Origin of the sequence: Candidatus Magnetobacterium casense, assembly GCF_019173545.1 — a bacterium.
Taxonomy (GTDB): domain Bacteria; phylum Nitrospirota; class Thermodesulfovibrionia; order Thermodesulfovibrionales; family Magnetobacteriaceae; genus Magnetobacterium; species Magnetobacterium cryptolimnobacter.
Map to the genome: position 1 here is coordinate 1 of NZ_JABXWD010000083.1, position 11,626 is coordinate 11,626.

The window sequence follows — 11,626 nt, forward strand, 5'->3', positions numbered from 1 at the left end:
CGCGGGCGACCAATTTCCTTGCCAATATAAACAGTGTCAGGGGGACAGCCCGAAAATTAGGTTTGAGCCCCGGGCTAGTCTCAAAGAGGTTGCAGGAAGCAAAATTACAAAAGGAGAAACATGGTCACTAAAACAGCACAGAAGCGTTGCATTTGCGGAAAACTGGTTGAGCCAGGGGTGTACTGCTCAAAAAATTGCGAGCAGTTGGTACGCGACATTTTAAGGCTGTCAAATTTACGGAAAGGGGTAAGGGCATGAGTTGGTTGCTCGAAGATGTTGTAATACCCAAGTGGATATTGGTTGGCCTGCTAGTTTACCTAATTCCCATGCAATTTGTATTGTCCTATTATCTGGGTAAACTACTCGGGGAAATAACATTGGAGCGAAGAAGGAAGGCGAAACCATGAAATACCTCATCGGTTTTGGTGGCTTTGTGGTGCTGGCTATCATCCTGTGGTTTACTGGGAACGCTGGTTTGCTTATCGCGCTGCTGGTGGGCTTCGCGGGTGGTTATCTAGTGCGGTATCAACAGAGCAGGGGGAAGGCATGAAGGTTATCAAGAAACACACCAACCAGTTTGACCCTACCCAGGCTGGCCCGCCACTGATTCAGCTTTTATCTACGGTTCAGTTTGAGCAAGTTTATCGCCCAGAAGAGTTACACGAAATAGACGAGTATTACCTGAAGGTTGGTGATTGGTATTTATATATGGGTTTGATTGCGCCCTGGGGTGGCGACTGGGATCATCCTAATATTCATTTTGTGTTTGGTAAAACTGAGGATGAGGTAGGCGAGTACCTTCTAAGCCTTTATCCTGAATGGGGGGATGAGGCAAGGATTGAAATCAGAAAGGCAAAAGTGCATCGCCCGGGGATACAAAGCAAAATATCGCACAAAACATTTAAGCTGTTTGAATTAAAGAGGGGGAAGGCATGAGGAAAAGCCAGTATTGCCCCCTGATTAAAGCGGATTGTATTAAGCAGAAATGTAACTTTTTTCTTGCTAAACGACAACATTTGTGTATTCATTACGCAGCCGCTTTAATTGGATGGGTTGTTGCTACAGCACTTACAGAAGCGATCAAACAAGGTATTCAAAGACCAAAGAGGAGTAAGCCATGACTATAAGACGAGTTGTAGTTATCGGAGCCGTTATCGTGGTACTTTTACTTGTCGGCAACTGGTGCCTGGGGAAGATGCAAACAGGCATGGGCAGCCAAAATAGCCCTGTAAATACAGCCAAGGGCGCGGTGATGGCTATGGAAGCAATGAATCCCGAAAAGGTGGTAGCCTATTTTACCCCTATCCCTGGGCAGATAATGGCTACGCGGCTTGCCAACACATTCTCTAAAATGGATAAACTTGACATTCAGAATTTTAAGGGTATGCTTATCTTACAGGAGGGTGCTGCAGCCCGGGTTCAGGTAACGTATGACATGGTTTTCACACAGGGCGGTTACGTGAACACCGAGCATTGCGCTAAGACGTTAAAGCTGGTTAATCCTGATGGTAAGAAGTGGTACGTCAATGAGGTGTTTTAGGAGGTTGTGATGTTCTCTGGATATACATGGGGTCCTTCTTGGGGGTGGATAATACCTGCAGCAGCGATAGGTTGCCTATGTTTACTGGGTTTGTTCACACTAGTAAAAGAATACTTGCAGGAGGGGAGAAAATGGCAAAGGTAGGGAATGTGTACGGGGGCGTAACCTTGGTTGGTATGTGGATTGCATGTATCTGTATTTGTGTAGGGACTGGTATGGCTGCCAAATATGTATCCGTACCCCCTACGAGCTGGGGGTTCTTTATCGCTAGTTGTATATTGGCATTTATTTACCTAACTCTTTGTGTCTTTGCCACTACTATTCTAATAAAAACGAGGCGAGTATGACCCGAGGCCGTAACTCCCGCGCCCAGAACCGAGGCCGGAAGCACCGCATGACTTCTTCAGAGTTGGATAGGTGCTCAGGGCAGATGGAAAGCTTGCGCCTCGAGCTGGGCATAGGCAACGAACCTGAGCCTGTGAACAAAGAAGCCAAGACTGATGATGGCTTTGGACTCCCCGAGGTTATAGGCGCCTTTGCCCTGATGAGCATGGCGGCACTGATACAAGTCCAGTTCTAGTTCAGTACATCTAACAGTATGAAAATATTTTGCTTTATCCTCACTTTAACCCTGACAAGTATCCTAAATTTAAGTTGTGGCTCATCTAATCCCTCTGAATATCCCCTGACAAGTCCGTCCTCATCCCCCAATGAACCAGCAGAAGGCGAGGTATTCTATCAAGGGCAACGCATAATGAAAACGGTTGAATCTTCTCCCGACTGGGTAGCAGGATCACAAGTAGTAAAAGAGGCCCCCCTTATTTTGGAAGACAATAAATCAGCCGAAGATGTAAGCTACCAAACTTTAATGGTGTTCCTTACTGAAACTAGGCCTCAGCGAGATTCTATAAATACCTTCGGCTGGGCTGGCCATCCCGAAGGGCTACTTTATACCTGTGGCTACTATGTAGAGCAACTGCATAACGAGGCGGAGCAAAAAGGTATACGAGCTGGGATAGTTTTCCTAAAATCCTATGAGGCACATGGTATAAATATATTTAATACAACCGACAAGGGGCTGATCTTCGTGGACCCTTCGTATTATGAGGACAAAATAATGAATACCTTAAACATCGGTGATAAATATCGGGTATATGGTAGAGTTTTCACCATAGAGGATATTGCAATAATATGGGAGGGCTATAAAGCTCAACCTTATTCCTGAAGCCTCTCTAAATCCTGCTCAGTAACCCCAGCAACCCTCTCGCTATAGCAGCCCCGAGTTGTGCCACTATCGGCCAGATCATGGTTGCAAAGCCCCAGACGAAGCCTATGGATATGACTACGGATAGCAGAAGCCGGAACACCCCGCCTATAGCTCCAATACTGGCAAACCACGAGTAGTCCCAGACTAGCATCTGGGGGATAGCCATAAGGAAGCCTACAGCCATCATGGGGAAAGCCCATATTCCAGGTCCATAAGAGGAGAAGTGGGTAAGTGTCCGCATCGTGCCATAGTCAGTGTTCCCCAGCCAGGCACCCTCCAGGATAAGGGATAGGATAGTCAGCAGCACAAAGGCAAACATGCAGCGTTGGATATAACCGGGTCCGAAAAACATCTTACCTCCCCTCCTACTCGCTTATGGGCGAGTCCTTCTGCCTACTTAGCAACGCCCAGCCTACTAGGAAATAGGGCAGCATTATCCACCAGTCTAGGTATCCCCCTTTAGGCCAGAACGAGAATATCCCTAAAATGAACCCCAGCACCATGAACAGCACAGCCAACGAACGCGTGAACTTGGTTATCCCGAAGCCTACCAGGACTACAAACCCGGTCAAAAGAATCCAGACGAAGAACGTAAGGGGTATCTGGGCACCTGGTAAGCCTATATTTCCCCAGTCCTTCGGTGGTCGTATCCATCCCCCAGGCTCGCTTGGGATAGGCGGCGTCAGCCCTGTATCGTCACCGGGTGGGTTTTCCTCATCTTGATAGCTGGGCTGCTGCGTGATAAATCCTATCCACTGCCCATGATCGTGTGTAGTAGCGTTCCCAGCAACAGCCCTCACGTAGTAGATGGTGTCAGCCTCCAAGGTGGTTATCTCATGGCTATAGGTGCCCACGGTGAAGTTGCCTGTAGCCTCCCATGACCATGTAGGAGTAGCGGTATAGCCCCACTCAAAGCCCCTCACCGTAGCATAGGTGCCTGCAACCTCAGTGATGTTGCCCCAAAATGTTGCCTCAAAGTCGCCCACTGGGTCAGGTGGCAGTGTGAGTACAGCCCATCCATCGGTGCCGCCAGCCACTACTTCAACCCATTCACCCCACACAGTTTCAGCGTTAGTGGCATAGGCAATACAATAATAACTCTCGCCTTCCTCCAAATCGCTTACGGTGTGGGAGAAAACCCCTGTACCGAAGCTGCCTGTCTCATACCATAGTTGCAGCGTTCCTGTAGAATTGCCGAGTGAGGGCGTGGTGTCCCAATAAAAACCACGTTCAATAGGAGTGCCCCAGCCAATGCTTACAATCTCGCCGTTAAGGGTGGCTTCAGTTTCGGTGATACTGGTTGCCTCATCCGTATCAACATGAAATTGCTCGCCGAGAGATTTATACATTACGATATTACTACTTGCCCCACTGAGCCAATACACGCCGAGATTATCACGAGGAGAGTATCTAGGTGTATTGATATAGAGGCCATTTGGGATTGTGTTAGCATCTGTGCATAAGTCCTGTTCGGTACTCCATGCATCTTCGCTTCGGTCATACTTCATGGTGTAAACGTGATTGCTTGAAGGGTCATTTGCCCAAAAAACCCAACGGTCATTTGAATCGTCAAGTGTTATGACAGGGTAGGAGGTTGCAGAAGCAGCAGCATATATCTCAGCTACACTCCCCCATGACTGGCTACTATATGAGAACGTAGTGAAAAGTAAATCATTTGTTGTTTCCTCAAGATATACGACTTCAGCATAATCACCATAAAGTACAGCACTACCAAAGCCCATGCAGTGATTTGATGCTAACTCTTGCTCAGCGCCCCATGCTGCACCAGTCCAACGCCTTGCGACCAGTGTATGTTGATATACATACCCGATTACTATAACACGCTCGTCAGAGGGTAATGGCAAGATACTAAAGGAGGTCATGCCATTGTAGCTCGAAAAGGAGTATGGAAATCCTACATCATTCGTCCAGCCTCCATCTGTTTCAGACGACCTTGAAACATAACCATCCAACCCACTTGTAAGATAGCCAATCCAAGGATGCCCACCTGAATCAACGGCAAGACCAAAGCCGTTATTAGTGCCATCAAGACTACCAGTTACAGCCGTTACTTCAGCGTGGTCAAAGTCAATAGTTCCATTACCGTGTAAATGCCCCTTGTGGAAGTAGATAGTGCCTCCACCTCTTGTTGCAAGGTAAAATGATATGCCGTCATAATAAATATTTAAGCCTTCTGTGCCAGAACTTACAATGCCCTGTTGCCCACTCCAAGTTGTACCATTATCATCTGAATACTCATACTTGATACCAGAATCAGCATAAAATACCCATAATAGTCCCTCGGCTTCCAATGTTTTACGTTGGTTCGGGTTTTGCCATGAACTAGTAGTCATGCCATTGTGTATTATTTCTTGTGACCACACCCCCACAGGCAGCAAGCCCACCACCACACTAGCTAACAGGGCTAGATAGAGCAGCTTCTTCTTCACTTTGAGTCCTCCCTTGCCCGCTTCCTTTCAAACTCAGGCATCACCAGCATCACGCAGTAGGCGGTGAAGGGGCAACCCTGGCTACACCACCTGTTGAACCTCTTATGTATGAGGCAGGTGGGCTTTGGTTGCCCCTTGAGTTTGTGCACGTTCTCCATCATAGCATCCCCAGCCGGCACAGGTTCCATATCACAACTCCCAGGAATATCACACACCCGCCCATAATCATCAAAAATAGGGTTTGGGGGCTCGACTTCTTCCACCATGCCAAGCCACCTATTACAACCAAGCCCAGCACACCCTTGAACGATAGCGCCCAGTGCCCCGCGATAGGTGCCAGGAACGGGTTTGCTTCTACGGCTCGCATAACCCCGCTGGAACTGGCGAGATGGGTGGCATAGTTCGTCAAATAGCCGTCAACCGCGTTCAGGCCCACAAAGCCTAGCCCAGCGAGCAAAGCGCGGCGGTACAGCCAGACTTTAACTGCTACCTTCTGGCGTTCTAGCCACGCCTTCACTTTGCCCTTTGGCTTCTTGTCTTTGACTTTGACGTCCACCTCATCGCTCCCATGAATATAAATAACCCTACTGCCGGGCACCCTACCAGCATCCAAACCAAGTCGTACTGGCTTGGGGCGAACACATACAAGAGTATGCTCGCAACCATAAGCAAGGGTATCCCGAACTCAATCATGCCTGTCTCTTTAACTGCCCAGAAATATATAGAGAAACTGGTACAAGTATAATTAGGAACACAATAAAGAAAGAGGCTAATCCAGCGGCGGCTAACGCCCATAAAATGCCACGCCAAGACTGAAAACACTCAAAGAACCCATATGTAGGCAAATCCAGATAAGTCCATATTAAACCTGCGGATAGTATACCGACTAGAGTTGCATAAGCACCGTAGATTGTAGTATGCTTCTCTGCCCTAACCCCGAATTGCCCAATAAGTCTAACTAGTTTTTTCTTCATATTTACTTTACCTCCTTTCTTTTATGCCTGCCTCTTACTCAGGAATATATCAGCCAGGTACAGCACAGCTATCATGGCAAATAAGGCCATCAAGCCCATTTGAAACAGTCCCTCCGGGGTTGCTATCAGGATAACCGTGTAGGCTATCAAGAGCCCATTATTCAACCTGCCCCAGAACGCGGTGCAGACGATGATAATGCCCAAGCACCCGGCCATGACAACCATCGTAACCGCCCAAATGCCGCTGATACCGCCCATGAGGGTTCCCAGTGTCTCTGTAGCGTTGCCCACGACATCTCCGGCGTGTAGCTGCTCAAATATGTTCTGCTGGGCGAGCGTCCACTCCTCGTCTGTGTGCGTAGGCTGTCCTGTTTGAGTCAGGAACAGCAAAGGCACCATATCTGTAATGCCATCTATGGTTAGCCCCAGGTAGGCTTCACCCTGGGGGCTGGCATAGCCATAACCATCGCCCACAACGGTAAGCGTAACCTGCCTGTCCGTGTAGCCCTGGTCCACCGCCCAGTTATTCCAGTCAAGCTCCAGGAAGATGAGGGCATTAAGCAGCCATTGTCGCAAATCTTCTCTTAAACTTGACGGTTGTGTGGCGCTGTTCCAATCGTCAGCGGTCAGCGTCAGTACATCGGATGGAGGGCTCCCGCCATAAAGGGCGGTCCCCTGCATGGTTACGTTGCCTAAATCCCCCCAGGCAGGCTTTAAGGGGTCGTCAGCGTCCCAGTAGAAGGCCACAAGCCCCTTGACGTAACCCAGGTTGAAGAATGGGTAGGCTGTTTCATTCCCCAGGATGGTGCCTGTTGAGTTGCCATAGGTGAAATAGAACGTGTCCGTGATAGGCTGGTATGGCTGGTCGGTCATGTTGCCATAGTGGGCGTTATACCTAACCACCATCAGCACATCGTCAGGCTCTAGCATGTGCTTCCAGATTCGCGCATCCTCTAACTCGGTGGTGTCCGGCGGCGTGAGGTCAGCGTGGGCAACGAGGGGCGCAAGTGCCAACCCCAGCACTCCTAGAACCGCCAGAAGCCTTAGAAGTTTAGTCAAATTACCGTACCACTCCTTTGCTTATGATGCCTTCCTCTCTTGTCAATGACAATTCGATTCTGAGCCTTTCTACAGGTAATGCCTTCTAGTTCCCCCGCCTTTTGCCCTTTTCATCACATACCGGCGCCCTGTTTTGGTGCGGTGTAGCACCTGGCGGCAACCGTTACCATGGACTATGATTTTGCGCTGCCTTGCCATACTTGCCCCCTAGTCATAGTAGTACCTGAAGTCTGCCTGCAAAGTTGCCTCGCTAGTTTCGCTTTTCATGCGGTAATATACTGTCTCGCCCGCCGGGGTTATCGGCGCAGAACTAAGCGGCATTACATAAGTCCAGTCGCTTCTTACTTTTACTCGGCCGATAATCGTCTTGGCCGCACCATAAGAGAGCTCGATGATATACATTTTGTCTGCCGCGCTGTAGTTGTGGGTCATTATCTCCCTTATGTACCCGCTATTGGCAGTAAAACAAGAAGATAGCGTGATTGCGTCACTGCCTGTAATCTCTGCCCAGGCTCCGAATGTATTGACTCCCACTCCAGCGGTAAGGGTGACAGTCGAGGATACGTTACCCGGATACAGGAATATCTCGTTTTCGTTATGTAGTAATAGGGTATCGAGGGTGTCCTGGGCGGCTGTTGCCGCTGCCTCAGCATTGGCTACTGCCGCGTCTGCCTTGGTATCAACGGACTGTAGCAGCGTCATAAGGTCGCTGTACTCGTCTGCGGTAGCCACGAAGTATCCCCTGTCCTCAAGCATGGAGACAGCAGAGCCAGCGTTAAACGAGCTGCTAACGCTCGTCAGCATAACTGGCATCATGGCAAAGAATATAATTGCCAGTAGCACCGCAACCACGATCAGCCCCATGTTTGCCTTGCCTTCGCCGTTTGTTTTTTTAGTTTCCATCTGAGTACCCTCCTTACTAGATAACGCTGCCTCGTTTCTGAGTGTTGATATACCTCAAGAGGTCATAGCCTAAACCAAATAGTGCGTATAGAAGAAGTAGAAAACCTGCTGCACCCATTAAATACTCGCCAATATAGTAGTGAAAACCAGCTTTAGGTGTATTCCCCAGAAGTTCTGTATACCACATCAGGGGTATGCTTGCTCCTATTTGTGTTAGTCGGTAGGTAAGTTTTTCTAACATTAGATTACACTCCCCCTTCTTTGCCTGTGTATCCTGCCCTGGCGGTCTATGATCCCTGGACCTCTTACCCTGCGGTGAGTCATCCGCTTGCCTTTTATCACGTTTATCCGGTCAAAGCCCCTACCCAGCACGAGTAGCTGGGGTGCCTTGCCGCCTGTGACTTTAAGCGTGGACTCCTGGGAGCCTTTGCCCTTTCTTGCCACTTTCAGCCTGTCGTAGTCTATGTCCTCGGTTCCTTCTCGGTAAGGCGGCTTTACCAGGACTTTGACAACCCCAGCATCCCAACTGATAACGCCGGGGTTAGGTGGTACGCCGCGAACCTCTTTGATTTCAAGGTCAGTGCCACCGCCAGGGAGTAGTTTTATCTTCTGCTTTATCAGCTTTTCTTTTTCAAATTTGCGTATATTTATCTTTTCCTGGTTGATTAGCATTCTCTTGATTGCCGTGAGTGTAGCTGTCTCCACAGCGGTTTTAACCTTTGTGTTGGTTAGTGTCTTTGTCTCTGCATCTACCGCGTCCTTTGCTGCCGCGTCAGCCATATTGGATGCCTTCACCCTATCCTGGGTTTTGCTCATCTCCTCTATGAAAGCCTTGGTTGCAGCATCTAGCCCTGTCGTTAGGGATTGCTGGTAGGCTTGGTTTGCCTGCTCTGCTGTACGCATCTGGCTACTAGTGAGTGTCCGGGTTATGGGCGTTCCTATAGCCTCAGTAACAGCTTGATTGCCATAGTATTTAGCAATCTGGGCAGCCGTCATCCTGCCATATACCTCACTGGGTATTTCTCTTTGCTTGCCTTTATAGCCATCTTTAGGTTTTGGTTTCATACCAAACTTGCTCTCGCCTTCCTCTTTCGCCGCCTCTATAACTTTCTCTGTCGCTGCCTTCTCTTTTGTAGCTACCTTTTCCTCTGTCTTGAGCGCCGTGGATTTCTTTGTTTCAACTGCTGCTGCCCTTGATTTTGCACCCTTACCCCCAGATACCTTTTCAGCTACTTTGGTACGCTCTGCCACCTTTTCTGCCACTGCTGTTTTAACTTTGCTTCCAGATGGCATCTCCCAAGGCTTGCCCTCTGCAATGTCTTTCCCTTTCCACCTTAGATAGTCCTCTTGTTTATCTGCCGCTGCCTTTGCATCTTTGAGTAGTGCATTAAAATCATCATCTATGGATTTGGCTATACTATTGTCCATGTCCTTCAAGAATTTCTCTACGGCTCTAGCTGTAGCCCCAGGGTCAGATGGCACTTTCATCCTCGATATGCGACCAGTCCAGTAATCCAGTTGCGGCCCCCTGAGATTATCAGCATCGTGGAGTATTCTGGCTAGTTTAGCTCGTAATCCCGCGGCAATCTCAGGGTCAAACCTTTCTACTTTCCCTATGGCCTGCTTGAGCTTGTTAGACTCCCCCAATAGCTTCTTTAGCTTAGGTTCGAGGCGTGATACCTGCCTTGGTTCAAAAGGTTGTGGCCCTTTTCTCCAGCCCCTACCCTGTTCTGACCACCGGGGCAACTTCTCCTCGGCTCTCATCAGGGCTGGGTTCTTCCTAGCGCCTTCCCTAGTGGACTGGCTAACCTTCTTCATGGCTTCCATGAGCTTCTGTCGTGTCCTAACAACTGCCTGGTAGTCTCTGAGATACTGCTGCTGTGCCTGCTGGGTAAGCTTCAACTGACCAGTCATTCCTTCGCTGCCAAACTTACTGCTTGCGCCAGTTCCCCACTTGCCTCTGAATTTAGCCCAATCCTTTTCCAGCTTTGTGCTGTATTTACCCACATCAGTTATGGCATCCGATAAGCCCTTCATTTTTGAATATCGCTCTAACCATATTACATCTGTCTTATCCAGATTACGCACCGAACCCAGCGCATCTACAAACCTCTGGTCCGCTTTGGCCGAGGCAATTACTGCCTCATGGACATAGCCCCTGAATTTGTTCAGCGTGGCTATATTTGGCTTAACGCCAGTGCTTCTCAGCAGGTTTAGTTTTTGCATGGTGCTTAGGGCATTTGTGGCCTCTTGCGCCTTCCCAAATGCCTTACCAGCATCCTTAGCAGTTGACACAGCAGTTTTGAACTCTGTTGATGGATTGAACTTCAACTTGAAGATGTTCCCTCCAAACGATGTCTTGGCTGGGAGGAATGAAGCTATGCAAAGGACATCCAGCACAACGCTGCCAACCTTCCAGCCAGTGCTCATCCTATTCCAGTTCAGGGCGGTTCCTACAACTGGAATCTGACCAGCTATGATATACCCTGTTCCCTTTAATGTTTCTAGTGTCCCTGGCTGGCCTGCCTGCCATGTTGCTACTGAGGCCACGACTGCATTGCGTGTTTCTTGAGGCAGAGAAGCCCAGTATTTGTTTACAGCGTCCTGGCGCTCCTTTGAATATGCGCTGCCTTTCTCCCCAAGCCCATACGGAAGCCCTTTTACCACTGCTGGGTCAATGAATCCTATGTCCCTTGCCATTTTAAGGGAGCCTATCTTTTCATCTGGCGTAGCTTTGTCAAGATTCTGCTCTTTATAAAGCTTTGTCTGCTTGTCAGTCAGGGTTATGTATTTTATCGCTCCGGTTTTCTCGTCTACCCCAGCAAAGAAGTCGTTTTCCTTCAAGTCTCCGGATTTCTTCATTATGTCAAACTTCTGTAGAGGTGTGGCTGTTACCCATTCGGCAGCTTCCTTAGCGTCATCCCCAAGCCCGTATATTGTCATGCCAGCAATAATGTAGGCTTGCTGCCCCTCATCGGTTTTGGAGGTAGATTTGCTCTTGAAATACTCAGCCAACTTGTAAACATCGTACTTTCCAGGCTCAACCTCAAAGTCCTTCAGGAACTTTTCCTGTATCGCTATAAGCCTCTCCTGCTTTCGGGTGAACTCCACCATCCCCACTTTCATCAGTAGAGATTGGTTATCCTTGCTTAGTTTATTGAACTCGCTCTTGGGTACCAGTCCATCCTTGACTTCCACAAAATAGCGGTTGACTATCCTTGTGCCTTCACTTTCCTTTTTGTTCAACTCTATATCTAAAGCATCGGAACGCTTCTCTAGTGCCTTACCCTCATTAACATATTGCATATACTCCAGCGGCCCACCTTCAAAACCTTCTGCGGTGATATTGCTTTCCCACCTCTTGTTGAATTTATCCAGGTCAGTGTTATACAACTTTACCTTGGCACTGAGACTTTCCATCTCTGTATTATAT

The 11,626-nt window shown here is 48.7% G+C and carries 14 protein-coding genes; 6 read left to right on the forward strand and 8 right to left on the reverse strand.

What is annotated here, in order from left to right; all coding sequences use genetic code 11:
* From HWQ67_RS06375 to HWQ67_RS06400, 6 genes are all read left to right on the forward strand, one after another.
* A partial coding sequence (locus tag HWQ67_RS06375; RefSeq protein ID WP_218251838.1) for a hypothetical protein occupies nucleotides 1–223 on the forward strand: 223 nt, incomplete at its 5' end.
* Between the two features lie 180 nt (nucleotides 224–403).
* Entirely contained in the window at nucleotides 404–550 is a 147-nt protein-coding gene (locus HWQ67_RS06380; RefSeq protein ID WP_218251839.1) for a hypothetical protein, read from the forward strand.
* Nucleotides 547–936 carry a hypothetical protein gene (locus tag HWQ67_RS06385; RefSeq protein ID WP_218251840.1) on the forward strand — a complete coding sequence of 130 codons (390 nt, stop codon included), beginning with the start codon at nucleotides 547–549 and terminating at the stop codon, nucleotides 934–936. The genes HWQ67_RS06380 and HWQ67_RS06385 overlap by 4 nt, the downstream gene beginning before the upstream one ends.
* A gap of 181 nt (nucleotides 937–1,117) precedes the next feature.
* Nucleotides 1,118–1,540, forward strand: coding sequence for a hypothetical protein (locus HWQ67_RS06390; RefSeq protein ID WP_218251841.1), 423 nt, complete (start codon nucleotides 1,118–1,120; stop codon nucleotides 1,538–1,540).
* A gap of 430 nt (nucleotides 1,541–1,970) precedes the next feature.
* Nucleotides 1,971–2,120: a hypothetical protein gene (locus tag HWQ67_RS06395; RefSeq protein WP_218251842.1), complete on the forward strand. Its 150-nt coding sequence runs from the start codon at nucleotides 1,971–1,973 to the stop codon at nucleotides 2,118–2,120.
* A gap of 174 nt (nucleotides 2,121–2,294) precedes the next feature.
* Complete coding sequence (locus HWQ67_RS06400) at nucleotides 2,295–2,765, forward strand: hypothetical protein (protein WP_218251843.1); 471 nt, start codon at nucleotides 2,295–2,297, stop codon at nucleotides 2,763–2,765.
* A 7-nt stretch (nucleotides 2,766–2,772) separates the two neighbouring features.
* Here HWQ67_RS06400 and HWQ67_RS06405 read toward each other — a convergent pair whose 3' ends face one another.
* The 8 genes from HWQ67_RS06405 to HWQ67_RS06440 all read right to left on the reverse strand — a co-directional run bounded on the left by HWQ67_RS06405 (nucleotide 2,773) and on the right by HWQ67_RS06440 (nucleotide 11,613).
* Nucleotides 2,773–3,159 carry a hypothetical protein gene (locus HWQ67_RS06405; protein ID WP_218251844.1) on the reverse strand — a complete coding sequence of 129 codons (387 nt, stop codon included), beginning with the start codon at nucleotides 3,157–3,159 and terminating at the stop codon, nucleotides 2,773–2,775.
* A 13-nt stretch (nucleotides 3,160–3,172) separates the two neighbouring features.
* Nucleotides 3,173–5,257 (reverse strand): hypothetical protein, encoded by a 2,085-nt coding sequence (locus tag HWQ67_RS06410; RefSeq protein ID WP_218251845.1) that lies wholly within the window; start codon nucleotides 5,255–5,257, stop codon nucleotides 3,173–3,175.
* Nucleotides 5,254–5,418 (reverse strand): hypothetical protein, encoded by a 165-nt coding sequence (locus HWQ67_RS06415; RefSeq protein ID WP_218251846.1) that lies wholly within the window; start codon nucleotides 5,416–5,418, stop codon nucleotides 5,254–5,256. The genes HWQ67_RS06410 and HWQ67_RS06415 overlap by 4 nt, the downstream gene beginning before the upstream one ends.
* A complete protein-coding gene (locus HWQ67_RS06420; RefSeq protein WP_218251847.1) occupies nucleotides 5,415–5,870 on the reverse strand; it encodes a DUF5658 family protein in 456 nt (151 codons plus the stop codon). Before HWQ67_RS06420 ends, HWQ67_RS06415 begins: the two co-directional genes overlap by 4 nt.
* 76 nt (nucleotides 5,871–5,946) lie before the next feature.
* On the reverse strand, nucleotides 5,947–6,231 hold the full coding sequence (locus HWQ67_RS06425; protein WP_218251848.1) for a hypothetical protein: 285 nt from the start codon (nucleotides 6,229–6,231) through the stop codon (nucleotides 5,947–5,949).
* A 21-nt stretch (nucleotides 6,232–6,252) separates the two neighbouring features.
* Nucleotides 6,253–7,290: a hypothetical protein gene (locus HWQ67_RS06430; RefSeq protein ID WP_218251849.1), complete on the reverse strand. Its 1,038-nt coding sequence runs from the start codon at nucleotides 7,288–7,290 to the stop codon at nucleotides 6,253–6,255.
* Between the two features lie 207 nt (nucleotides 7,291–7,497).
* Entirely contained in the window at nucleotides 7,498–8,193 is a 696-nt protein-coding gene (locus tag HWQ67_RS06435; RefSeq protein WP_218251850.1) for a hypothetical protein, read from the reverse strand.
* A gap of 240 nt (nucleotides 8,194–8,433) precedes the next feature.
* A complete protein-coding gene (locus HWQ67_RS06440) occupies nucleotides 8,434–11,613 on the reverse strand; it encodes a hypothetical protein (protein ID WP_218251851.1) in 3,180 nt (1,059 codons plus the stop codon).
* Between the last annotated feature and the right edge of the window lie 13 nt (nucleotides 11,614–11,626).

Coding starts and splice junctions, on each gene's coding strand:
- HWQ67_RS06415 (WP_218251846.1), bottom strand. CDS start 5,418: ATGATGGAGAACGTGCACAAACTCAAGGGGCAACCAAAGCCCACCTGC.
- HWQ67_RS06395 (WP_218251842.1), top strand. CDS start 1,971: ATGGAAAGCTTGCGCCTCGAGCTGGGCATAGGCAACGAACCTGAGCCT.
- HWQ67_RS06435 (WP_218251850.1), bottom strand. CDS start 8,193: ATGGAAACTAAAAAAACAAACGGCGAAGGCAAGGCAAACATGGGGCTG.
- HWQ67_RS06390 (WP_218251841.1), top strand. CDS start 1,118: ATGACTATAAGACGAGTTGTAGTTATCGGAGCCGTTATCGTGGTACTT.
- HWQ67_RS06385 (WP_218251840.1), top strand. CDS start 547: ATGAAGGTTATCAAGAAACACACCAACCAGTTTGACCCTACCCAGGCT.
- HWQ67_RS06425 (WP_218251848.1), bottom strand. CDS start 6,231: ATGAAGAAAAAACTAGTTAGACTTATTGGGCAATTCGGGGTTAGGGCA.
- HWQ67_RS06440 (WP_218251851.1), bottom strand. CDS start 11,613: ATGGAAAGTCTCAGTGCCAAGGTAAAGTTGTATAACACTGACCTGGAT.
- HWQ67_RS06405 (WP_218251844.1), bottom strand. CDS start 3,159: ATGTTTTTCGGACCCGGTTATATCCAACGCTGCATGTTTGCCTTTGTG.
- HWQ67_RS06400 (WP_218251843.1), top strand. CDS start 2,295: ATGAAAACGGTTGAATCTTCTCCCGACTGGGTAGCAGGATCACAAGTA.
- HWQ67_RS06380 (WP_218251839.1), top strand. CDS start 404: ATGAAATACCTCATCGGTTTTGGTGGCTTTGTGGTGCTGGCTATCATC.